The sequence below is a fragment of the Mitsuaria sp. BK041 genome (genome assembly GCF_014193085.1).
Taxonomy (GTDB): domain Bacteria; phylum Pseudomonadota; class Gammaproteobacteria; order Burkholderiales; family Burkholderiaceae_C; genus Roseateles.
Genome location: NZ_JACHYT010000001.1, coordinates 3,021,202 through 3,042,068, shown reverse-complemented (window position 1 = coordinate 3,042,068; position 20,867 = coordinate 3,021,202). Strand labels below are relative to the sequence as shown.

The 20,867-nt window shown below is 67.6% G+C and carries 20 protein-coding genes; 12 read left to right on the top strand and 8 right to left on the bottom strand.

All coding sequences use genetic code 11. The features are described 5' to 3' along the window. The first annotated feature begins 232 nt into the window (after nucleotides 1-232). Nucleotides 233-2,011: an ATP-dependent endonuclease gene (locus FHT38_RS12845; protein ID WP_183492006.1), complete on the top strand. Its 1,779-nt coding sequence runs from the start codon at nucleotides 233-235 to the stop codon at nucleotides 2,009-2,011. Nucleotides 2,012-2,632: 621 nt separating this feature from the next. Here the strand turns inward: FHT38_RS12845 and FHT38_RS12840 are convergent. Both FHT38_RS12840 and FHT38_RS12835 read right to left on the bottom strand, forming a co-directional pair. Then, on the bottom strand, nucleotides 2,633-3,382 hold the full coding sequence (locus FHT38_RS12840; RefSeq protein WP_183492005.1) for a hypothetical protein: 750 nt from the start codon (nucleotides 3,380-3,382) through the stop codon (nucleotides 2,633-2,635). 158 nt (nucleotides 3,383-3,540) lie between these two features. Further along, nucleotides 3,541-3,909, bottom strand: coding sequence for a DUF1428 domain-containing protein (locus tag FHT38_RS12835; protein ID WP_183492004.1), 369 nt, complete (start codon nucleotides 3,907-3,909; stop codon nucleotides 3,541-3,543). Nucleotides 3,910-4,237: 328 nt separating this feature from the next. Between FHT38_RS12835 and FHT38_RS12830 the strand changes: the two genes are divergently transcribed. After that, a complete protein-coding gene (locus tag FHT38_RS12830) occupies nucleotides 4,238-5,107 on the top strand; it encodes a hypothetical protein (protein ID WP_183492003.1) in 870 nt (289 codons plus the stop codon). Between the two features lie 296 nt (nucleotides 5,108-5,403). After that, the gene (locus FHT38_RS12825) at nucleotides 5,404-6,549 is read left to right on the top strand and encodes an alpha/beta hydrolase (protein ID WP_183492002.1); all 1,146 of its coding nucleotides are present in this window, start codon (nucleotides 5,404-5,406) and stop codon (nucleotides 6,547-6,549) included. Here the strand turns inward: FHT38_RS12825 and FHT38_RS12820 are convergent. The 4 genes from FHT38_RS12820 to FHT38_RS12805 all read right to left on the bottom strand — a co-directional run bounded on the left by FHT38_RS12820 (nucleotide 6,537) and on the right by FHT38_RS12805 (nucleotide 9,785). Further along, complete coding sequence (locus tag FHT38_RS12820) at nucleotides 6,537-6,956, bottom strand: VOC family protein (RefSeq protein ID WP_091733330.1); 420 nt, start codon at nucleotides 6,954-6,956, stop codon at nucleotides 6,537-6,539. The genes FHT38_RS12825 and FHT38_RS12820 overlap by 13 nt on opposite strands. Nucleotides 6,957-7,172: 216 nt before the next feature. After that, complete coding sequence (locus FHT38_RS12815) at nucleotides 7,173-7,775, bottom strand: alpha-ketoglutarate-dependent dioxygenase AlkB (RefSeq protein WP_183492001.1); 603 nt, start codon at nucleotides 7,773-7,775, stop codon at nucleotides 7,173-7,175. Nucleotides 7,776-7,911: 136 nt separating this feature from the next. Continuing rightward, a complete protein-coding gene (locus FHT38_RS12810) occupies nucleotides 7,912-9,165 on the bottom strand; it encodes a phosphotransferase (RefSeq protein WP_183492000.1) in 1,254 nt (417 codons plus the stop codon). A gap of 89 nt (nucleotides 9,166-9,254) precedes the next feature. Then, the gene (locus tag FHT38_RS12805) at nucleotides 9,255-9,785 is read right to left on the bottom strand and encodes a gamma carbonic anhydrase family protein (RefSeq protein ID WP_183491999.1); all 531 of its coding nucleotides are present in this window, start codon (nucleotides 9,783-9,785) and stop codon (nucleotides 9,255-9,257) included. A gap of 37 nt (nucleotides 9,786-9,822) precedes the next feature. Here FHT38_RS12805 and FHT38_RS12800 point away from each other — a divergent pair, with 37 nt between their 5' ends. Continuing rightward, entirely contained in the window at nucleotides 9,823-10,221 is a 399-nt protein-coding gene (locus FHT38_RS12800; RefSeq protein WP_404935727.1) for a hypothetical protein, read from the top strand. 76 nt (nucleotides 10,222-10,297) lie between these two features. Continuing rightward, on the top strand, nucleotides 10,298-11,326 hold the full coding sequence (locus tag FHT38_RS12795; protein WP_183492480.1) for a threo-3-hydroxy-L-aspartate ammonia-lyase: 1,029 nt from the start codon (nucleotides 10,298-10,300) through the stop codon (nucleotides 11,324-11,326). A gap of 30 nt (nucleotides 11,327-11,356) precedes the next feature. Here FHT38_RS12795 and FHT38_RS12790 read toward each other — a convergent pair whose 3' ends face one another. Together FHT38_RS12790 and FHT38_RS12785 are read right to left on the bottom strand one after the other, a co-directional pair. Next, complete coding sequence (locus tag FHT38_RS12790) at nucleotides 11,357-12,304, bottom strand: hypothetical protein (RefSeq protein ID WP_183491998.1); 948 nt, start codon at nucleotides 12,302-12,304, stop codon at nucleotides 11,357-11,359. Then, the gene (locus FHT38_RS12785; RefSeq protein ID WP_183491997.1) at nucleotides 12,301-13,302 is read right to left on the bottom strand and encodes a family 43 glycosylhydrolase; all 1,002 of its coding nucleotides are present in this window, start codon (nucleotides 13,300-13,302) and stop codon (nucleotides 12,301-12,303) included. The genes FHT38_RS12790 and FHT38_RS12785 overlap by 4 nt, the downstream gene beginning before the upstream one ends. 197 nt (nucleotides 13,303-13,499) lie before the next feature. Between FHT38_RS12785 and FHT38_RS12780 the strand changes: the two genes are divergently transcribed. The 7 genes from FHT38_RS12780 (at nucleotide 13,500) to mmsB (ending at nucleotide 20,865) form a co-directional block, all read left to right on the top strand. Beyond that, on the top strand, nucleotides 13,500-13,967 hold the full coding sequence (locus tag FHT38_RS12780; RefSeq protein ID WP_183491996.1) for a hypothetical protein: 468 nt from the start codon (nucleotides 13,500-13,502) through the stop codon (nucleotides 13,965-13,967). A 118-nt stretch (nucleotides 13,968-14,085) separates the two neighbouring features. Further along, nucleotides 14,086-14,709, top strand: a complete 624-nt coding sequence (locus FHT38_RS12775) for a phosphohydrolase (protein ID WP_183491995.1) — start codon at nucleotides 14,086-14,088, stop codon at nucleotides 14,707-14,709. Between the two features lie 183 nt (nucleotides 14,710-14,892). After that, entirely contained in the window at nucleotides 14,893-16,401 is a 1,509-nt protein-coding gene (locus FHT38_RS12770; protein ID WP_183491994.1) for a CoA-acylating methylmalonate-semialdehyde dehydrogenase, read from the top strand. A gap of 13 nt (nucleotides 16,402-16,414) precedes the next feature. Next, the gene (locus FHT38_RS12765; RefSeq protein WP_183491993.1) at nucleotides 16,415-17,575 is read left to right on the top strand and encodes an acyl-CoA dehydrogenase family protein; all 1,161 of its coding nucleotides are present in this window, start codon (nucleotides 16,415-16,417) and stop codon (nucleotides 17,573-17,575) included. Between the two features lie 237 nt (nucleotides 17,576-17,812). Continuing rightward, nucleotides 17,813-18,616: an enoyl-CoA hydratase gene (locus tag FHT38_RS12760; protein ID WP_183491992.1), complete on the top strand. Its 804-nt coding sequence runs from the start codon at nucleotides 17,813-17,815 to the stop codon at nucleotides 18,614-18,616. A gap of 10 nt (nucleotides 18,617-18,626) precedes the next feature. Then, nucleotides 18,627-19,769: an enoyl-CoA hydratase/isomerase family protein gene (locus FHT38_RS12755; protein ID WP_255488674.1), complete on the top strand. Its 1,143-nt coding sequence runs from the start codon at nucleotides 18,627-18,629 to the stop codon at nucleotides 19,767-19,769. A 124-nt stretch (nucleotides 19,770-19,893) separates the two neighbouring features. Continuing rightward, nucleotides 19,894-20,865 carry a 3-hydroxyisobutyrate dehydrogenase gene (gene mmsB, locus FHT38_RS12750; protein WP_183491991.1) on the top strand — a complete coding sequence of 324 codons (972 nt, stop codon included), beginning with the start codon at nucleotides 19,894-19,896 and terminating at the stop codon, nucleotides 20,863-20,865. Nucleotides 20,866-20,867 lie beyond the last annotated feature (2 nt).

Genomic DNA, 20,867 nt, shown 5'->3' with positions numbered 1-20,867 from the left:
CTTCAGCACCCATAGCCTAACCGTTGCGCTAGGCGTCACATCGATGTCTCGCTCGGGTGTGCCCCTATAGCAATGGTCTGCGCATCAGCAAAAGATCGTCCTTCATCGCCCAAAGAGGCCACGAGAACAGCTAACAGACGAAGGGAGGCCCGGTCCGGCTGCAGCCCATGAGTGCAGCGCCGGGAAGCGAGCATGGGTACAAGTATCAATACCTTAGGAACGGATCACGCCAATGGCTAGCCTGCACATCACATCTGTGAGGTTCAGCCACTACAAGGCGTTTAGCTCCTTCGCAATTCACTTGCAGGAGTTCAACGTACTGGTCGGGCCCAACAACTCTGGCAAGTCGACAATCGTGAGCGCATTCCGGATCCTTCATGAGGGACTGAGGAAGGCAAAAGCAAAGAGTCCGGAGCGCCTTGAAGTCGACGGTCTGCTGACGCTGGGCTACAGGCTCAACATCGAAGAGCTGCCTGTTGCTTCGGAGAACATCTTCCACAACTACGACGAGAGTCGCCCGGCCTCGGTGGTTTTCAAGCTGTCGAACGACAGCTCGCTCAAGCTCCACTTTCCCGAGCGTGGGTCTTGCATCATGGTGGCGGAGCCCAAGACTGGTGACGTGAGGTCGCCAAAGGACTTTCGGTCGAAGTTTGATCTCGATGTCGCCTTTGTTCCCATCCTCGGACCGGTCGATCAGCGCGAGCCACTGTTCGCCAGGGAGGCCGCCCGCCTTGCGTTGATGACCAACGGCGCTTCACGCAATTTCAGGAACATTTGGTACCACTATCCCGAGGACTTCGACAGGTTCCGAGAACTGGTGCAGCGCAGCTGGCCGGGGATGGACATCTTGAGGCCCGAGATCAGTGATGGGCGCCAGCTCAACATGTACTGCCCTGAGGAGAGGTATCACCGAGAGATTTGCTGGTCAGGATACGGCTTCCAGGTCTGGTGCCAAATGCTCACCTTCATTGTCAAGGCGTCGAGTGCGAGCCTGCTCGTGATCGACGAGCCAGACATCTATCTCCACTCGGATCTTCAACGTCAGCTTGTGGCGCTGCTGCGAGAACTTGGCCCTGACATCCTCATTGCCACCCACTCCACGGAGATCATTGCGGAGTGCGAGCCGACAAGCCTTCTGAACATCAATAAGCGCAAGAACATGGCGAGCCGGGTCAAAGACGTCTCGCAGCTCAAGCGCGTGTTTACAGCTCTCGGCTCCAACCTCAACCCCACTCTCACCCAGCTCGCGAAGACCAAGCGCGTCGTGTTTGTCGAAGGGTTGGACTTCCAACTGCTTTCCGTCTTCGCCAGGAGCCAGGGACTGCAACGGTTGGCGAATCGATCTGATTTCGCTGTCGTGCAGACAGAAGGGTTCAATCCCCGTCGAGCCGTTGACCTAGCGGCCGGCATCGAAAAGACCGTGGGGTCAAAGGTCCTCAGAGCTGTGGTCCTGGATCGTGACTACCGTAGCGATGCCGAGATAGCTGACGTGAAGGCTGAACTGGAGAAGAACGGATTCAAGGTCCACATTCACGGCCGCAAGGAGATCGAGAACTACCTACTGGTTCCATCGTGCCTCCAAGCCGCACTGGAAAGCCGCCTGAGAGAAAAGGCTCGTCGGGGGGGAACGGCCCAAGCAAAAGCGCCTGATGTTCAGCCGATGCTGGCGGAGGCGATGGGGCATTTTCGGCACGACGTCTTTGCTCAGCGACTCGCGCGCTTCCAGGACTTCAAGAAGCGGACGGCCAGCCATTTGGACTCCGCGACTGTCAATGCCGCCCTGTCGAAGGAGTTCGAGCAACGCTGGAACGAAGCTGGCGGTCCAGAGACTTTGGTGCCAGGCAAAGAGGTCTTGGCCAGGCTGAACTCAAAGTTGCAAGATCTGGTCGGCGTAACGATCACCGACTCACAGATCGCCAATCAATTCACTAAGACGTCCATGCCATCCGACCTCCGCGATTTGCTTAGCACGCTTGATCGCTTCGGCATGACCGATCCCCCTGAGACGTGAGCTATCCGAGCGGGTCATAGCGTTCAACTCTTAAGCGCGACCGTAGGCTTGGCGGCGTCACCCGAACTTGCCGAACAAACGCTCGCCGCATGCGTTGCTCATCGCTGGGCAAAGGTGGACTGCAGTCACGGCCCCGCTCGAGCCGCACTTGATCTCGAAGCCGTCTGAGCGCCACCTCGCGTCGCTCGCGTTCATCGCCACCTAATCTTCGTGCCTGCGGCCGGACTGCGGCCGGCGCGGGGCCTTGGGCAGCGGCAGATGGGCCTCGGGGTACGCGCGCTTCGGGTTGACGACCGCGCGGGGTGCGTCAACTGCGACGACGGCTCTTGGCTAGAGCAGTCGCTCAGGACCATACCGCGAGCGACCGAGATCAGCCTAAAGCAGCAGTCAGCCGCCGAGTGGCAGCTCCGCGGAAGTGGACATTAGCGACGCACAGTCGCACCGCTTGGGTCACATGCCGGAAGTGAGCCCCTTCAAGTCATCAAGCAACACGCGAGAGAACGCCTCCACCTCTGTTGGCCCGACAAGTCCATCGTCGATTAACCAGCAATTCGGATCGAGCGGGGATCGCAGACGACGAGGCCGTTCGTCGTCCTGAATGCCTCCATCCGCGTCTAACGCTCACCGAGTTTGGCGCTCCGTCTTGTAGATCTGGTCCAGGCTGTTGTCCGAGTCCTCGGTCTTGATCAGCTCGGTGCGCGAGCGCGTGTCGTCCGCGCCGTTGCCGAACTCGATCAGTGAGCGGGAGAAGAAGGCTTGGCTCGGCGTATCGCCGGCCACGCAGCGCGCGCTCATCAGCACTTTCTCCGGATTGAGCACTGCCACGCCGGCGCCGTGGGGACAACTGCCACCGACGCACTCGGTGAGCAGGTAGCGAATGTCGCCGCGGTTGAACCAGAGTTGATGCACCGACGCGCCCGGTGCCGCTGGCGAGACGGTGGCGCCAAAACGCTTGCCGTTGTCGGCCGTGGCGACGTATTCCAGTTCCACCTTCTTCGCCGTGCCGTAGCGGTAGGCCAGTTGCTTCGAGGCCGGGCCGGCTTCGGGCTTGGCACACAGCGAGACGATCTTGGTCGCTGTCGGGCAGGAGAAGGCGACCACCTCGTCGGCCTGGCACAGCGTGCCGCTGGACTGGGCGCTCCCTGCGGCTGAAGCGGTCGAGCCGGATGTGCCTCCAGACGCGCCGCCGGAAGTCCTCGGAGCCTTCACCGCCCCGGAAGCGCAAGCTGACGTGCCGGCCGCAATGCTCAGCAGCGCCGCCAAAAGGTAGCCGCGTGCTCCGTCGCGCCATCCACCGCGGCGTTGGGCGAGGCCATGACCGTCATTCGAAAGCCTTGTAAGCGGTCTTGAAATGGGGGTGCCGTTGTCCATAGCTCTCGGTGTGGAGATTGATGACCTTGGTGATGCTGTCGACGTCGGCGTCCTTGTCGCCCGCGGCCAGGACAACCCAAGACCAACGCATGCGCAGAGCCAGGCTCGGGTGAATCAACGCTTCGCAGTGTCGAGAAGAACTCCGTGGCCCGCGCCGCTCAAGCCCCCACTTCGACCACCGGTTCAAAGCCCCCGAAGATCATGCGCTTGCCATCGAAAGGAATGGGCGGGTTGCCGGGTGTAGCCGGATCCATGCGAGGGTCTTCCATCATTTTCTTCATGCCGGCATCGCGCGTGGCCTTGTCGGGCCATTCCACCCACGAAAAGGCCACCGTCTCCTCGGCAGTCGCCTGCACTGCGCGGCGGAAATCGGTGACTTTTCCGTCTGGAACATCGTCACCCCAACCCTCGACCACACGGATGGCGCCCAACTCGATGAACATCTTGTCGAAATGGCGTGCGTGCTCGATGAACTTCTGCTTGTTGGCGGTGGGGACCGCGATCACGAAACCATCGATGTAGGACATGTCGTCTCTCCTGGTGGGTTGATTGGCCGGCGCAACGGCTTGAGGACGCCGTATCCCATCGACGAACGACGGGAAGCTGGATCGACATGCTGTTGGCTGGCAAGGTGGGGCGTTACTCCCTCCGAACGGACACAGTACCCGCAACCTTCGTCAGCCACCGGAACACATGAATCGGCGAGCCAGAAGGCTCTTTGCACGTCGATTTCCTGAAGTCACATCTCAGCATGACAGCAGGCCTTTGTCTGTCATGTGCTGATGGAGCATCACAGCGCGGCCCTTTAGGCTGTACTTGCCGGAACTTGAAGCTCGGCGCCAACCTGGATCCATCATGACAACAAATCGCAGCGCCCGCCTCGACGCCCCCTGGCTCCGTAAGCCCGCGGCGCTGCCTGCGGACCAAGCCTCGGTGCCGAGGGCCGCCCGGCAACTGCTGGCCGACCACATCCACTGCTCGCCGCGCATGCAGGCGCAGCGCCGCACGATGGCGAACTGGGCCAGCACGGATTGGCGCATGAGCCCGGCAACCGAAGCCGCGGAACATCGGTCCCCAGCCTTGGTGACGCGACGAGCCGTCGTGCAATTGCAGGATGGGGAGGAGGAGGCGCAAGGCGGCGGCCGCACCGGCATCATGGGCGAGAAGCTGGCGGGGATGATCGGTGAGGCCTTCAACTTCCTGGCGGTCGTTCCAAATTACCTGCCCAAGGAAGCGCAGCCCGTTGTGAACATCGTGGCCGGCACCGCGCTGCTGGGTTCTGCGGGGTATCAGTACTGGACATCAAAAGACGGGGTCGAAAAGATCCAGGCTGCGGCGAATGCCGCGGCGGCCGCAACACAGCTCAGCCAAGGCGCGTTGCAGGCCACGGGGTATGACGGCGCGGCAAGCGTCGTGGGGGTTCTGCCCAACTTGATATGGGCCACCGCGGAAGCGTGCAACACCTTCTACAACTACAACAAGTACACCGCCACCATGGTCGCAGCTGGTGGCATCAAGGCCATCGGCGCCATCAGCAACAGCGTGAGTAGCGCCGGCAGTTGGAATTTCGGCGTCTACTCCACGGCTGCGTTCGCGATGCTGGGTACGGCCCTGGCCGCAGTCTCCCATGCGTCGGAACTGTGCCAGAACGAGCAACCAGCTTCGGAGATCGACGAAGAAGTTCATCTCGACTCAACGCAAGACCGGCTCTATGGAACGGCTTGAGCCTCCCTGCGGGACCTGAGGGCTTCGGGCGCTCGCGCTCCCGCCTTCTACCTGAATGGCACGCGGGCTGGTGACCTCACTTGGGCCGCGCACGACGCCTGAATCGCTGGAGCCTGCCCTATCTGACCAATCTTGATGATGTGGTGATGGTGCGCTCCGCCGAAACTGTCTTCCGCTCACCTCAGCGTGAATCCAGCGGCTTTGCGGGCGTTCGAACGCGAGGTCACGAGACGAGGCGACGGACGCTGTGGCCTCACCCCCATTGAGCAGGGCCATCAAAACCTCAGCAGGTGATCATGAGCTTTCCCATCCATACCTACATGTTGTCGAACCGCGTCAACGGAGCGGATTGCTCCCCGCCGGGGCCCGTGGTCTACCTGAGCAACATGAACTTTCCATTGCAGGGGTACAACGAACTTCTTGATCAGCAGACCCTCGACAAGACGACATGGATCGCCCAGCTTGCCGAGGATCTCCATCGGGTCTGCACGGATCAGCAGCATCCCGTGGTGCTGGCGTTCTACGTGCATGGCTTCGACACCTCGGCGACGGACGCACGAATCGCACATGCGTATTACGGCTCGCGGCTCAACGCGACGGGACTCGGTCAGAGTTTGATCGTCGCTGCGAGTTGGCCGTCGAACTGCGACTTGCCGTCTTCGGCGCGGCAGTACGCCGAGCAATCCGCCAATCTCATGGCGGCGATGATCGAGGCGATCACGATGGTCAGGAAGCAGCTCAATGCGAAGTACGGAAAGAGCGCTCCGCAACTCATGACGGCGATCATCACGCACTCGATGGGCAACTACCTCATGAGCAAGACGCTCGCCAGCGGAAAGGTGCCCAACTACGCGGGCGCAGTGGATTGGGTGTTGATGCTGGCGCCTGACGTGGACCATGCCATCTTCACGAAGGGAAGCTCGGTCGAGAATCAAGGCAAGGCGATTTACCAGATGGCCAACGGCAAGGTCTGGGTGTTCTGGACCTGGAACGATGAGGTGCTGGAGGCCGATGAGTATGCGGGCGATTGGTACGTCCTGGGCTATCGCGGTCCACAGCAACCGATCTCGCCGGCGACGCCGAACGTGGTGTTCATCGATTCTGGCGATGTGGCGAATTCCGGCAATGCCGAGATCTATGTGCCGTACGACTATGGCGTGCTCGCTGTCGTACACAGCTCGTATCGCTTCATCACTCAGCTCGTGTTCTGGCAGATCCTGGCCTTGCGCTACGGCAAGCCCGACGAACAGTTGGAGCGCATCATCGCTGCGAACCTGCCCAGTGCGGAGGCACACGCGACTACGCCTGAGCGCGAGCCTCTTGATCAGTACATCTTTCGCAACTTCCGCAGGCGGTCGCACGCGTCGAAGAACGCGCACACCGCCTGTTGCGGCCAGGCCGGCGTCAGCCGGCCCCGCTCACCGGCCCGTCAACCCCGCTGACTCGCGAACGTCCCACGGAACTCCACTGCCGCGTCCTCGCGGGTATTGACCTCGAGCATCACGCCCCCCGGCATCCAGCAGAAGAAACGCGAGCCGCGCACGTGCGTGATCAGCGCGGTCTCCATGCGGATGCCCGCCGCGAGCATGTCGGCATGGATGCGCTCGAGGTCCGCGCGCGTTGCCACTTCGACGCCGACATGGAAGTTGCGCGGCCAGGTGCAATCGCGGTCGCGGCCGTCCTCGATGACGATGTCGAGCTGGTCCTTCTTGACGATGCGACTGTGGCCGAAGACGGCCACGGAGAAGCCGAGGAAATGCTCGAAGAACGCGGCCGTCGCGGGAGCGTCGGGGGAGGGGAAGCTGAGGTGGTTGAAAGTGGAACGAACCGTGGTGGAGTGCGTGGTCATTGCAATGCCTATGCGCAAGCCGGCGCGACGCTGCTGCGTCGGGGAACCGGCGGGGTTGCGCGTTGGCTGACGTAAACGCTTACGGCTCGGTGCAGGTCATGGCGATGACTGCGAAGCGGGCGCGATCGTAGGGGCGAGGCGCGAGGACGGTCAAGCGGCCTGACGCAAAGGACCGGCGTCGCGTGGGGCCTTCGACGCAGGCCCCGTGTTCATCGATCACTTCGCTCGCGCGGTCCGGAACGTGATCGACCACCGCAGCCGCTCGACCGGCGCGACGCTGTGCTGCCACGCCCAGCGCGAAGGACCGCGCAGCGCGTAGATCGATCGCGGCTCGACGGTGAGCTTGAGGACGTCGGCGCGCTTGGGCGCATCGGGCGGGTAGGGGCGGAATCGCAGCGTCGCCGGGGCGCCGAGCGACACGCCGAACACGTCCTCGAAGTCCGGCACGTCGCGGTGCCAGCCGAGCGGCGTGCCGGGCGCGTATTCGGCGACCAGCGTGTGAACGAGGGCATCCGGCGCGATCCCCGCCCATTGCGCGACGCGCTCGCGCAGCGGATGCAGCGCTTCGATCAGTGGCTGCGCGGGGCGCAGGCGGTTGGCGTCGTAGTCGAAGCTGCCGCCATAGCTGACGACACGGCGGCGCGCGGTGTATTGCTTGTACTGCGCCGCTTCAAGCGGCAGCGCGCCGATGAGCGCGATCAGCGCGTGCTCCTCCTCGGGCGACAGGAAAGCGGACTCATAACGCATGCCGCCGGGCAGGGCGTCGGCCGGCGGATCGAAGTCGTCGAAGAGGGAGGGCTGATCGGCGCTGGGAGACATGCGGGGGAGTATTGCAGGAAGGACTTCTGCACCGTCTCGGAAGCAGCGCGAAGGCAGCAGCCATCCGGTTCTCGCGATGGGCCGCCGGGTGAGGCCTCGCCGTTGACGCTGTTGACGCCGTGCAGCGTGCGTGGGGTCAGCCGGACAGGGTGCCGGACAACTGCCGCAGTATGTCGTCGCTGCCACGCACGCTCGCCAGGCGCGCCGTATAGCCCTCGACGAAACCCTGCTTCATCTGCGCCGCGACCTTCTCCGCCGCGGGCGCTCCGTATCGCGCCACCAGCACCGTGCGCAGGCTGCCCAGGAGACTGTCCAGATCCCACTTCACGTGGCCGATGTCGCCCAGCTTCAGGTCGTCCACGTCGACCAGCCCGACCACGCCATCCATGGACAGCATCAGGTTGGAGGCATTGAGGTCGCCGTGCACCAGGTACGAACCGTCCTTCACGTCGTTGCGCTCGATCGGCGCGACATGGAATGCCGCGATGCGCCAACCCAGCCCGCGAGCGGCCCCTCGTAGCCGCTCGACGGGGAGGTCCTGCACTTCCAACGCCGCATTCAGCGACATGACCCCATGCGCCTGGTAGGTCGCGAGACCGAAGGAGAGCGGTCCTTCCTGGATCTCCTCGAAAGCGAGGGGAATGCCGATGTCGATCGGGGCGCCTTCATCCGGGTCAATGAAGCGCTCGCGAAGCGCGGGGACGCGCGTCGCCGCGCCTGCCGCTGCGGGCAGGCCCTTCGAGAGCACCTTGATGACGATGGCCGCCGCGTCCTTCGCTTGAACGCGATAGATCCCGCAGTTGTTCTTGCCCTCCTTGGCCAGCGTCTCGATCTCGGCGCCCGGATACTTCTCTCGCACCCGTCGTTCCCCCGCCGACCGGATCCCCGCCAGTCGTTCCTCGGGCCCGAGCTCGACCACCTGGTGCTGCAGGACGTAGGCGTCGAACTGCTGCTTGAAGGTGGCGAAGTCGGCGGCGCCGTTCGCGCCGGTGTTGACGGCGCGACTGCGGCTGTCGTAGGTGTAGCCAGCGCCTGCCAGGAAGTCGATGAAGAGGTGCTGACGCGGCCCCGCGAGTTGCAGTTGCCCGACCTGGGGGAAGCTCAGCGTGAACCGAGCCCGCTGCACGACGGCCCCGACCGTTCCCGTTGAAGCGACTGGCAGGGCACGCTCGGCGCGTTGGGGCACGCGCAGCGGCGGACTGAGCAGCCGATCGATCTGCTGCTGTTGCGCCCGGATGCGCGGGCTGGCGTCGACTTGGCGCTGAAGGGCGTTCTGCCGAGGCAGTGCGCCCGGGGGGCGAGCTGGCGTGGCGCTTGGCGGGCTTCGGCTCGCCGCGCGTTCGGCACGTTCGGTATCTCGGGCGATCGACGCCGCAACCTTGGCTTGCATCACCAAAGGATGCGGACGCTACGCCTGCGCGGCCATCGGTGGCAGGCGGAGTTTCCGCTTCAGCATTGCGGAGTCGGCGGCAGCGCCAATCAGCCGCCCAGGTAGTTGTCCTTGACCCGGATGTAATGCTCGGCGGAGTACCTCAGGTAGGCGATCTCCTCGGCCGTCAGCTCGCGCACCGCGACCGCCGGCCGGCCGATGTAGAGGTGGCCGCTCTTGAGCACCTTGCCTGGCGACACCAGGCTGCCGGCGCCGATCATCACGCGGTCCTCGACGACCACGTCGTCCATCACGATCGAGCCCATGCCGATCAGGCACTCGTTGCCAATGCGACAGCCATGCAGGATCACCGAGTGACCCACCGTCACGTGGTCGCCGATGATCAGCGGCGAGCCCTCCGGCTTCTTCGCCGACTTGTGCGAGACATGGCCCATCGCGAAGTCCTGGATGTTGCTGCCGGTGCCGATGACAATCCGGTTCACGTCGCCGCGCAGCACGGTGTTGCACCAGACGGAGCTGTCGGGGCCGATCGTCACGTCGCCGATCACCTGCGCGGAGTCGTGGATGAACACGCGCTCGGCAACGTCCGGCGAGGTGGAGAGGTAAGAGGACAAGGGCATGGCGGATGGCGTCGGGAAACGGAAGAAGAAGGCGATTGTGGCGGCAGGCGGCGAGGCCGCGGCCGCGCCCGCCAGGAAGGTGAAGACGGCCGCTGCACCCAAGGCGCCGCGCGAGAAGCGCCATCACCACCACGTCTACGTCGTCGAGCTCGCGGACCAGGTCTGGAACGAGCCGCGCTTTCGCAAGGCCAACCCGGACTACCGGCTCGGCATGCCCTTCGTCTACGTCGGCATGACGGGCCTCGATCCGGACCTGCGCTTCGACAAGCACAAGGCCGGCATCCAGGCCAACCGCTTCGTCTTCGATTACGGCCTGCGCCTGCTGCCGCGGCTCTACGAGGTCTACAACCCGATGCCCTACGAGGCCGCGCGCGAGATGGAGGTGGAACTGGCCATCGGCCTGCGCGAGGCTGGCTACGGTGTATGGCAGGCCTGAGCCTGTTGCGGTACAGCGCGCAGGCATGATGGCGCGTCCCATCGACCAGGAGCCGAGATTGACCGCCACGCCCGCCATGCCCTCAGCCTCCGTATCCGCCCCCGCATCCGCCGACGCGTCGCGGCACCTCCCCAGCTTCGACGACGTCGAGGCCGCCGCCCGTCGCATCGAGGGCCAGGCGCACCGCACGCCGGTGCTCACGTCCCGCACCGTCGATGAGCGGCTGGGCGCCCGCGTCTTCTTCAAGTGCGAGAACTTCCAGCGCATGGGCGCCTTCAAGTTCCGCGGCGCGTTCAACGCGCTGTCGCGCTTCACGCCCGAGCAGCGCCGGCGCGGCGTGGTGGCCTTCTCCTCGGGCAACCATGCGCAGGCGATCGCGCTGTCGGCGCGCCTGCTGGGCATGCCGTCCACCATCGTGATGCCCAAGGACGCACCCGCCGCGAAGATCGCCGCGACGCGCGGCTACGGCGGCGAAGTCGTCCTCTACGACCGCTACACCGAGGACCGCCAGCAGATCGGCCGCGACCTGGCGGAGAAGCATGGCCTGACGCTGATCCCGCCCTACGACCATGCCGACGTGATCAGCGGCCAGGGCACCGCGGCGAAGGAACTGATCGAGGAGGTCGGCCCGCTGGACGCCGTGTTCACGCCGCTGGGCGGCGGCGGGCTGCTGTCGGGCACCGCGCTGGCGGTGCGGGCGCTGTCGCCGGCCGCGAAGGTCTATGGCGTCGAGCCCGATGCGGGCAACGACGGCCAGCAGTCCTTCCGCAGCGGCAAGCTGGTCCACATCGACACGCCGCGCACCATCGCCGACGGCGTCCAGACGCAGCAGCTCGGCGACCTGACCTTCGCGCTGATCCGGCGCCTGGTCGATGACGTCGTCACCGTCCCGGATGCCGCGCTGGTCGAGGCGATGGGCTTCTTCGCGACGCGCATGAAGATGATGGTCGAGCCGACCGGCTGCCTGGGCTTCGCCGCAGTGCAGGCGATGAAGGACCAGCTCCAGGGCCAGCGCATCGGCATCGTCATCAGCGGCGGCAATGTCGACCTGGCGCGCTTTTGCGAGCTGGTCGGGGCCTCGCCGGCCGGGACCGCCGCCGCCTGAGCACGCGGATATCGCCGCCCGGGCCGGCGCTCATGTCGGCGGCTTGAGGAAGCGATCCACGTCGCGCGCGACGACCGCCGCGCGCAGCCGCTCCACCCAGGCGAGTACCGCCGGGCGGCGCTCCGGATGCTCGCTGGCCTGGAGGCTGTTCATCACGAAGTCCTCGCGGGACGACGCCTGGCACATGCCGTCGATGAGGCAGGGCCCCCAGACGTTCACGTCCTGCCCGTCGCAGACCAGCCCAAGCGAGCAGGGCAGCAGGATCGCTGCGGCCTCCAGCAGCTGGCGTTCATCGCCCTCGATGCGCTTGCCGTCGAAGACGATGGCCTCGCCGTCGCGCGCCAGCAGGCTGGGGCCGAGCTCGGCGAGCATCAACGGGTCCGGCCGCGACAGGATCGCCGCCAGGCGCTCGCGGGCCTGCGCGCTGCCGGGGCGGGCCGGTTGGTCCATCACCGCGATCAGCGGATCGATCGCGCCCGGCGGCACGTTCATCGCCTCACGCAGCTCGTCCGGCTGCAGCTGCGAGCAGCCGGCCGCGAGCTGGTCGCGCAGCGCCATCGCGTGCTGCGCGACCGGCTGGTTCAGGTCGATCGCCGGCTGGAAGGCGGCGGGCACCAGGCGGTCGCGCATCTCGATCATCTCCAGCACCGAGCACTGCCGCGCCAGCGCGCGCGCGTACAGCCAGCCGCCTTCTGACCGGTGCCGCAGCGCGGTCAACACGCTGGTCCGGAGTTCCGACAGCGGAGCGCGCAGCAGCGCGCCGAGGTCGGCGCCGGCCGGCAGCGGCGCGAGCCGGGGCGCCGAGGCGGCGCCCGCCGCGAAGGCGGGATCCGGCTGCGCTGGACGCGCCGTCGTTGTTGGAGCGAGAAGCCGGGCCAGCGTGACGGGCTCGCGGCCAGGGCCGACGAGCGAGCCGGCCACGAGCCCGGCCAGCGCCCCCAGCACCGCCGCGAGGACCGCGACGCGGCGGACGCTCACCACACGGGCTGCGGCCACCCGTCCGAGCCCCAGGTCACGTTGTTGATGAACAGCACCGGCGCGCCGTTGTTCTGCGCGTCGTAGGCATGCCAGGCGATGACCGATCCATCGGCCAGCAGCGACTGCCCGCCCGGTCCCTTGAAGCGCGAGCCGCTGGACGCCAGCACCGTGCCGCCGCCCGACATCATCGCCACGCCGGCCTTGTCGACATAGGGCCCGGTGATCGAGCTCGAGCGCCCGACGACGATGCGGTAGGTACTGTCCGCGCCCTTGCAGCAGGCGTTCTTGGACGCGAAGAGGTAGTACCAGGTCGTCCCGTTCGTCGCATGCGAGATCACGAAGCCGTTCTCGATGCCGTTGACGTTGTCGCGCGCGATGTTGACCGGCGTGCCCGAGGGCTTCAGCGTGGTGCTGCTGACCGGGCGGATGAAGATGCCGTTCCAGAACGAGCCGTAGACCAGATAGGGACTGCCGCTCGTCGTCTTGGCCAGCGCCGGGTCGATCGCGTTGAAGTTGTCGCCGGGCGCCGACGTGATCACCGCCCCCTGGTCCACCCACTTGCCGGCCGCGATGCCGCCAGCGGAGGTCGTCAGCCCGATCGCCGACTTCTGCGAGCCGAAGCTCGACACCGCGTAGTAGCAGTAGCCCATCGAGCCCCATTCGCCGCAGCCCGGCGCCCAGACCTGGGCCGGCTTGCCGGCGGCCACGTACTGCTGCCACCAGGACAGCCCGCTGCCGAAGATCGGCACGCCTTGCGTCCACGCGTGGCCGTCGCTGGAGTACTTCACGCCGATGCCGTTGTTGTCGGTGGTCTCGAAGATCCACCAGGTCGTGCTGGTCTTGTAGATGCTGGGATCGTGCGTGCCCAGGGAGCCGGTGAGCGTCCAGGGCGCGGCGGCGACGCTGCCGCCGACGACGGCGGCACCCAGGGCGAGGACGGCGCGCGCGTGGCGCAGCCAGCGCGACACGCTCGCGCGGCGCGAAGGGGTGAGGGTCATGTCTTGTCTCCGGTCTTGTGGTTGTCGTGACCGGGTTCGCGCCGCCGCGGGTCGTGCCGCGGCGGTCTTGGAACCCGCGGAGGATGCTAGGAAGCGGGCGCTGGCCGCACCAATGAAATCGGCAGGGCCGTTGATGCCGGTTCCGGCATCGAGGGGAAACGCGCGGTCGCGCCGGCGGACATGGATACTCCGCCGTCATGAAGCTCCGTTCCTTCGCTCTTCTCCGCGTGCTGGCGCTGGCCGGCCTGACCCTCACCGTCGCCTGCCAGCCGACGCTGGCGGCCTGCACCGTGACCACCCCGCCCGAAGGCTGGGCCGCCGGCTCGGCCCGCTGGGACGGCGCCTGCGCCGGCGGCCAGGCCGATGGCCTGGGCGTGCTCAAGGAGCAGCAGGGCGCCGCGGTGAAGCGCATGTTCCTGGGCCGCGCGGCCAAGGGCGAACTGGCGCTGGGCGTCGTCGATATCCCGGACGAGGGCTACATGGCTGGCCGCTTCGCGGCGGGCAAGCTGCAGCCGAGCGATGACCGCCAACTGATCATCCAGGCCTTCGACGAGGCGGCCAAGGCGGCCACCGCCGCGGCGGACCGCTTCGAGAAGGCCGGCAACGCCGGCTCCGCGAAGTTCTATCGCGCCAAGGCCAAGGCCCTGCGCGAGCAGATGGACTGAACGCCGGCTGGACTGAACGGGCTGCACTGAACGGCGGCTGCGCTGAACGCCGGACGGACTGAACCCCAGCCGCCGTTGCTGCCAATCCTGGCCGGGGCGGCTCGCTACAGTCGGCCGCATGACCGACCATCTCCGCGCCTGGATCCGCCTGCCCTCCGGGGCGGCGCTCGACCTGATCAATCCGTCGCCGCAGGCCTGGACCGACCAGGACCTCGCGCTGCGCCTGGCGCGCACCTACCGCTGGGGCGGCGAATCCACCTGGCCCTGGCCGCTGTCCGTCGCGCAGCACTCGCTGCTGGTGCTGGCGCTGCGGCGCCAATGGGCGCAGGAGGCCGACGCGCCGCTCTCCCTCGCACTGCAACGCGCTGAACTGCTGCATGACGCCGAGGAAGGCTTCCTCGGCTTCGATTGCATCTCGCCGCTCAAGCGCGTGCTGGGCGAGCCCTTCCGCATCGTCGGCGACCGGCTGATGCAGGCCATCGCCACGCGCTACCGGATGCCGGACTGGACGCCGGACACCCATGCGCTGCACAAGCGCGCCGACAGCATCGCCGCCGCGACCGAGGCGGTGCACTGCACCGGCTGGTCCGAGCGCGAGGTGCGCGAGGTGCTCGGCATCACGCATCCCGTGCTGGACACCGATCCCTTGCAGGCACAGTACGGCGGCACGCCGTGGGAGCCGTGGCCGTCGGACGTGGCGGCGGCGAGATTCCTCGATGAGCTGAGGCGCCTGGCCGATTGAGCGTCATGCGTGGCGCGACCCGCTGCGCGGTCCGCTGATTCGCAAACTTCGCGGGACAGGTCGCCGGGCTGCGAAGCGCTTCGCCACTTTTCCTTTTCACAGCGGGGCGCGGGCGCGCCGCGCGGGCCGTTCGCCGATAGATTCTTCTGGAGCCCCTGACCGAGGGGAGCACCAGGAGACACGATGACCCGCGACGATGTGCCGCGCATTCCGCTGTTGATCAACGGCGAGTTCGTTCAATCCCGCAGCGCCGAATGGCGCGACGTGATCAATCCCGCGACGCAGCAGCGCCTGGCGCGCGTGCCGATGGCCACGCCCGACGAAGTGCAGGCCGCCGTCGCCGCCGCGCGCGAGGCCTTCAAGACCTGGCGCAAGACGCCGATCGGCGCGCGGGCCCGCATTTTCCTCAAGTACCAGCAGCTGATCCGCGACCACCTCAAGTCGCTGGCCGCGACGCTGACGGCGGAGCAGGGCAAGACCCTGGCCGATGCCGAGGGCGACGTGTTCCGCGGCCTGGAGGTGGTGGAGCACGCGGCCAACATCGGCTCGCTGCAGATGGGCGAGCGCGCGCACAACGTGGCGGGCGGCGTCGATACCTACACCCTGCTGCAGCCGCTGGGCGTGTGCGCCGGCATCACGCCGTTCAACTTCCCCGCGATGATCCCGCTGTGGATGTTCCCGATGGCGATCGCCTGCGGCAACACCTTCGTGCTCAAGCCCTCGGAGCAGGATCCGATGGTGACGATGCGGCTGGTCGAACTGGCGCTGGAGGCCGGCATCCCCAAGGGCGTTCTCAACGTCGTGCATGGCGGCGAGGACGTGGTCAACGCGCTGTGCGACCACGCGGACATCCGCGCGGTGTCCTTCGTCGGCTCGACGCGCGTGGGCACGCTGGTGCACGACCGCGCGACCAAGGCCGGCAAGCGCGTGCAATGCATGATGGGCGCGAAGAACCACGCCGTCGTGCTGCCCGATGCGCACAAGGAGCAGACGCTCAACGCGCTGGTGGGCGCCGCCTTCGGCGCGGCGGGGCAGCGCTGCATGGCGGTGTCGGTGGCGGTGCTGGTCGGCGCGGCGCGCGACTGGCTGCCCGAGCTGATCGAGAAGGCCAAGGGCCTGAGCGTCGGCGCCGGCGATTCGGCCACGACGGACGTGGGGCCGCTGATCTCGTGCGCGGCGCGCGACCGGGTCGAGCGGCTCATCGCGCGCGGCATCGAGGATGGCGCGACGCTGGCGCTCGATGGCCGGCTGCCGCCGCTGAGCGGTCAATTGAAGGAGGGCAACTTCGTCGGCCCGACGGTGTTCAGCGGCGTGAAGCCCGGCATGAGCATCTATGAGCAGGAGGTCTTCGGCCCGGTGCTGTGCGTCGCGGAGGCCGCCACGCTCGACGAGGCGATCGCGATGATCAACGCCAACCCCAACGGCAACGGCACCGCGCTGTTCACGCAGTCCGGCGCGGCGGCGCGGCGCTTCGAGGACGAGATCGACGTCGGCCAGGTCGGCATCAACGTGCCGATTCCGGTGCCGGTGCCGCTGTTCTCGTTCACGGGATCGCGCGCGTCCAAGCTCGGCGACCTGGGCCCTTACGGCAAGCAGGTGGTGCTCTTCTACACGCAGACGAAGACGGTGACGGCGCGCTGGTTCGACGATGCGTCCACCGGCGGCGTCAACACGACGATCAGCCTGAAGTGAGGCGGAGCCGCCCATGGACTTCGAGTTGAACGAGCAGCAGCGGGCCTTCCAGCAGGCGGCGCGGGACTTCGCGCGCGACGAGATGGCGCCGCAGGCGGCGGCGTGGGACGCGGGCAGGATCTTCCCGCGCGACACGCTGCGGCATGCGGGCGAGCTGGGCTTCTGCGGGCTCTATGCGGATGAGGCGGCGGGCGGGCTTGGACTGCCGCGGCTGGACGCGACGCTGGTCTTCGAGGAGCTGGCCGCGGCCTGCCCGTCGACGACGGCGTTCCTGAGCATCCACAACATGGCGACGTGGATGGTGACGGCGTTCGCGCGGCCCGAGGTCGCGGCGCAATGGGGGCCGGCGCTGTGCGCGGGGAGCAAGCTCGCGTCCTACTGCCTCACCGAGCCGGGCGCGGGGTCGGATGCGGCATCGCTGCGCACGGCGGCGCGGCGCGACGGCGATGCGTACGTGCTCGACGGTGGCAAGGCCTTCATCTCCGGCGCGGGCGCGACCGACGTGCTGGTCGTGATGGCGCGCACCGGCGGGGCGGGCGCGGATGGCATCTCCGCCTTCCTGGTCGAGGCCGATGCCGCGGGCATCGAGTACGGCCGCAAGGAGGACAAGATGGGCTGGAACAGCCAGCCCACGCGCGCGATCGCCTTCGATGGGGTGCGCGTGCCCGCGGCGCAGTTGCTCGGCGAGGAAGGGCAGGGCTTTCGCATCGCGATGCAGGGGCTGGACGGCGGCCGCATCAACATCGCGACCTGCTCGGTCGGCGCGGCGCAGGGCGCGTTGACTGCGGCGCAGCGCTACATGCACGAGAGGCGCCAGTTCGGGCGGGCGCTGGCGGACATGCAGGCGCTGCAGTTCAAGCTCGCCGACATGGCCACCGAGCTGGTCGCCGCGCGGCAGATGGTGCGGCTGGCCGCATCCAAGCTGGATGCGAAGTCGCCCGACGCGCAGGTGTACTGCGCGATGGCCAAGCGGCTGGCGACGGACATCGGCTTCGGCGTGTGCAACGAGGCGCTGCAGATCCACGGCGGCTACGGCTACATCCGCGAGTACCCGCTGGAGCGCTACCTGCGCGACGCGCGCGTGCACCAGATCCTCGAAGGCACGAACGAGATCATGAGGGTCATCGTCGCGCGGCGGATGCTGCAGGACCACGCGCCTGAAGCGATTCGGTGACCACGGCGCTCTCGCTCCCTGCGCCTCTTGCTCTCCCGCTTGCGAGAGAGCGGCCATGTCCAGCGCTCTTGCACTGCCACCGCCGCTGGCCCTCACCCCAACCCTCTCCCGCAAGCGGGCGAGGGAGTAATACCCGGCAGCGATCGCTCGTTCTTACACCCTCTCCCGCTTGCGGGAGAGGGCAGGGGTGAGGGCCAGCGGCCGTCGCCAACCACACTTCTTCTTCCATTCATCACCATGCCCCTCTCAACCGAAAGCGACATCCATTACGCCGGGCTGCGCCTGGAGCGACGCGGCCACACCGCCGTCGTCACCTTGACGAACCCGCCCGCCCACACCTGGACCGCGGACAGCCTCGCGGCGTTGACGCGCCTGGTGGCCGATCTCAACGCCGACCGCGAGATCCGCGCGCTCGTCATCACGGGCGAGGGTGAGAAGTTCTTCAGCGCCGGCGCCGACCTGAAGCTCTTCGCCGATGGCGACAAGGGCGTCGCCGCAACGATGGCGCGCCGCTTCGGCGAAGCCTTCGACGCGCTGGCGGGTTTCCGCGGAGTGAGCATCGCGGCCCTCAATGGCTACGCGATGGGAGGCGGCCTCGAATGCGCGCTGGCCTGCGACCTTCGCATCGCCGAGCCGCATGCGCTGATGGCGCTGCCCGAGGCGACCGTGGGCCTGTTGCCCTGCGCGGGCGGCACGCAGTGGCTGAGCTGGACGGTTGGCGAGGCTTGGGCCAAGCGCCTGGTGCTGCTGGGCGAGCGTGTCGACGCCGAGACGGCGCTGCGCATCGGGCTGGTGGATGAACTGGCGCCCAAGGGCGGGGCTCTGACGCTCGCGCTGCAATGGGCCGAGCGCGCGCAGGGCCAGAGCCCGACCAGCGTCGCCGCCTGCAAGCAGCTGATCCAGGGCGCGCGCACGGCGCCGCCGCGATCGCAGCTGGCGGCCGAGCGTGAAGCCTTCGTCGCGCTGTTCGATTCGGAAGACCAGCGCGAAGGCGTGCAGGCCTTCCTCGACAAGCGCAAGCCGCAATGGCGCAACGCGTGAGGAGGGCACGATGACTTCTTTGATGAAGAGCGCGGACGACGCGCCAGTGCGCTTTGGCACGCTGGTGACGGCGTCCGGACACCGCTTCGGCCACGCGACGCTGAACGCGCCGGACAGCCTCAACGCGTTGACGCTGACGATGGTCGACGCGCTGCAGGCGCAACTGGACCAGTGGGCCGAGGATCCCGCCATCGCCGGCGTGCTGCTCGATGGCAGCGGCGAGAAGGCGTTCTGCGCGGGCGGCGACGTCGTCGGCCTGTACCGCGCGATGCGCGAAGCCGGCGCCGGCCGCGTGCCGAAGGACGCGGCGGATTTCTTCGAGCGCGAGTACCGCCTCGATCACGCGATCCATCGCTATCCGAAGCCGCTGCTCGTGTGGGGCCACGGCATCGTGATGGGCGGCGGCATCGGTCTGATGGCGGGCGCGTCGCATCGCGTGGTGACGCCGCGCAGCCGGCTCGCGATGCCGGAGATCACGTTAGGGCTCTATCCCGACGTGGGCGGGAGCTGGTTCCTGTCGCGCCTTCCAGGCCGCGTGGGTCTGTTCCTCGCGCTGACCGGCGCGCCGCTGAACGCGGCTGATGCGCTGTGGGCCGGCCTCGCGGATCGGGCGGCGCGCGCGGAGGATCGCGGCGCGCTGCTGGAGGCCGTTGCCCGCACGCGCTGGACCGGCGAGCGCGCCAGCGACGTCGAAACGCTCGACGACCTGCTGCGCGCATTGCCCGCGGCGGCGCTGGCGCCTTCGGCGCTGACGGTGCATCGCGATCGCATCGACGCGTTGATCGGTCCCCATGACGGGCTGACGACGATCGCGCCCCGCCTGCGCTCGCTCGCGGGCGACGCCGATCCGTGGCTGGCCGCGGCCGGCGCGGCCTTCCTCAAGGGCTCGCCGACCTCGGCCGCGCTGGCGCTGTCGCTGCAGCGGCGCTTGCGACATGCCTCGCTGGCGGAGGTGCTGCGCCTCGAGTACCAGGCCTCGGTGGGCTGCTGCGTGCATCCGGATTTCGCCGAGGGCGTGCGCGCGCTGATGATCGACAAGGACAAGTCGCCGCGCTGGCAACCGGCGGCGATCGACGAATCCGGCGAGGCGCGCGTGGATGCGCTGCTCGCGCCGCGCTTCGACGGGGCGCACCCGCTCGCCGATCTGCGCTGAGCCTTCACCGATTTCGAGGAGCCACGCGATGAGCAATACGACGAACAGCACAACAGGCAACCCGACGAACAGCGCCACGAACGGTGTGACGAGCAACGCTATGAGCAGCGCGATGAGCAGTGCGATGAGCAACGTTACGAGCAGCACGACGAGCAGCACGACGAGCGGCACGACGAGCGGCACGAACGCGGTGGAGGAGCGCATCGCCTTCATCGGCCTGGGCCACATGGGCGGGCCGATGGCGATGAATCTCGCGAAGGCGGGATACGCCGTCACCGCATTCGACGTGAGCCCGGCCGCGCTGGAGCGCGCCGGCCAGGCGGGCGTGATGGCGGCGCCATCGGCCGCGGCGGCGGTGGAGGGCGCGACGGTGGTGATCTCGATGCTGCCGGCGAGCCGGCATGTCGAGGCGCTCTACCTGGGCGAGGGCGGGCTGCTGTCGCATCTGGCCGCGGGTGCGCTGGTCATCGACTGCAGCACCATCGCGCCGGCGAGCGCGCAGCGCGTCTCGCTGGCCGCGGAGACGCGCGGCATCGCGATGCTCGATGCGCCGGTGTCGGGCGGCACGGCGGGCGCGGCGGCGGGGACGCTGACCTTCATCGTCGGCGGCGAGGCGCAGGCGCTGGAGCGCGCGCGGCCGGTGCTGGGCGCGATGGGAAAGAACGTCTTCCACATGGGCGGCGCGGGCGCGGGGCAGGTGGCCAAGCTGTGCAACAACATGGCGCTGGGCGTGATCATGGCGGTCACCGGCGAGGCGCTGGCGCTGGGCGTGTCGCACGGACTCGATCCGCAGGCCCTGTCCGCGATGATGGCCGTCAGCACCGGCAGGAGCTGGGCGACCGAGGTCTGCAATCCCTGGCCGGGCGTGAAGCCGGAAGCGCCCGCCTCACGCGGCTACGCGGGCGGCTTCGGGAATGACTTGATGCTCAAGGACCTCGGTCTGGCGGTGGAGGCGGCGCTGCAGGTCGGCGCCGCGGTGCCGCTCGGCGAGCTGGCGCGCAATCTGTACGCGCTCAACAGCCGGGCAGGGCGGGGCAGGCTGGATTTCTCGAGCGTGCAGCAGCTCGTGGCGGGAGATGGCGGGCCGCTGGGGTGAGA

Coding starts and splice junctions, on each gene's coding strand:
- FHT38_RS12845 (WP_183492006.1), top strand. CDS start 233: ATGGCTAGCCTGCACATCACATCTGTGAGGTTCAGCCACTACAAGGCG.
- FHT38_RS12840 (WP_183492005.1), bottom strand. CDS start 3,382: ATGGACAACGGCACCCCCATTTCAAGACCGCTTACAAGGCTTTCGAAT.
- FHT38_RS12835 (WP_183492004.1), bottom strand. CDS start 3,909: ATGTCCTACATCGATGGTTTCGTGATCGCGGTCCCCACCGCCAACAAG.
- FHT38_RS12830 (WP_183492003.1), top strand. CDS start 4,238: ATGACAACAAATCGCAGCGCCCGCCTCGACGCCCCCTGGCTCCGTAAG.
- FHT38_RS12825 (WP_183492002.1), top strand. CDS start 5,404: ATGAGCTTTCCCATCCATACCTACATGTTGTCGAACCGCGTCAACGGA.
- FHT38_RS12820 (WP_091733330.1), bottom strand. CDS start 6,956: ATGACCACGCACTCCACCACGGTTCGTTCCACTTTCAACCACCTCAGC.
- FHT38_RS12815 (WP_183492001.1), bottom strand. CDS start 7,775: ATGTCTCCCAGCGCCGATCAGCCCTCCCTCTTCGACGACTTCGATCCG.
- FHT38_RS12810 (WP_183492000.1), bottom strand. CDS start 9,165: ATGCAAGCCAAGGTTGCGGCGTCGATCGCCCGAGATACCGAACGTGCC.
- FHT38_RS12805 (WP_183491999.1), bottom strand. CDS start 9,785: ATGCCCTTGTCCTCTTACCTCTCCACCTCGCCGGACGTTGCCGAGCGC.
- FHT38_RS12795 (WP_183492480.1), top strand. CDS start 10,298: ATGCCCTCAGCCTCCGTATCCGCCCCCGCATCCGCCGACGCGTCGCGG.
- FHT38_RS12785 (WP_183491997.1), bottom strand. CDS start 13,302: ATGACCCTCACCCCTTCGCGCCGCGCGAGCGTGTCGCGCTGGCTGCGC.
- FHT38_RS12780 (WP_183491996.1), top strand. CDS start 13,500: ATGAAGCTCCGTTCCTTCGCTCTTCTCCGCGTGCTGGCGCTGGCCGGC.
- FHT38_RS12775 (WP_183491995.1), top strand. CDS start 14,086: ATGACCGACCATCTCCGCGCCTGGATCCGCCTGCCCTCCGGGGCGGCG.
- FHT38_RS12770 (WP_183491994.1), top strand. CDS start 14,893: ATGACCCGCGACGATGTGCCGCGCATTCCGCTGTTGATCAACGGCGAG.
- FHT38_RS12765 (WP_183491993.1), top strand. CDS start 16,415: ATGGACTTCGAGTTGAACGAGCAGCAGCGGGCCTTCCAGCAGGCGGCG.
- FHT38_RS12760 (WP_183491992.1), top strand. CDS start 17,813: ATGCCCCTCTCAACCGAAAGCGACATCCATTACGCCGGGCTGCGCCTG.
- FHT38_RS12755 (WP_255488674.1), top strand. CDS start 18,627: ATGACTTCTTTGATGAAGAGCGCGGACGACGCGCCAGTGCGCTTTGGC.
- mmsB (WP_183491991.1), top strand. CDS start 19,894: ATGAGCAACGTTACGAGCAGCACGACGAGCAGCACGACGAGCGGCACG.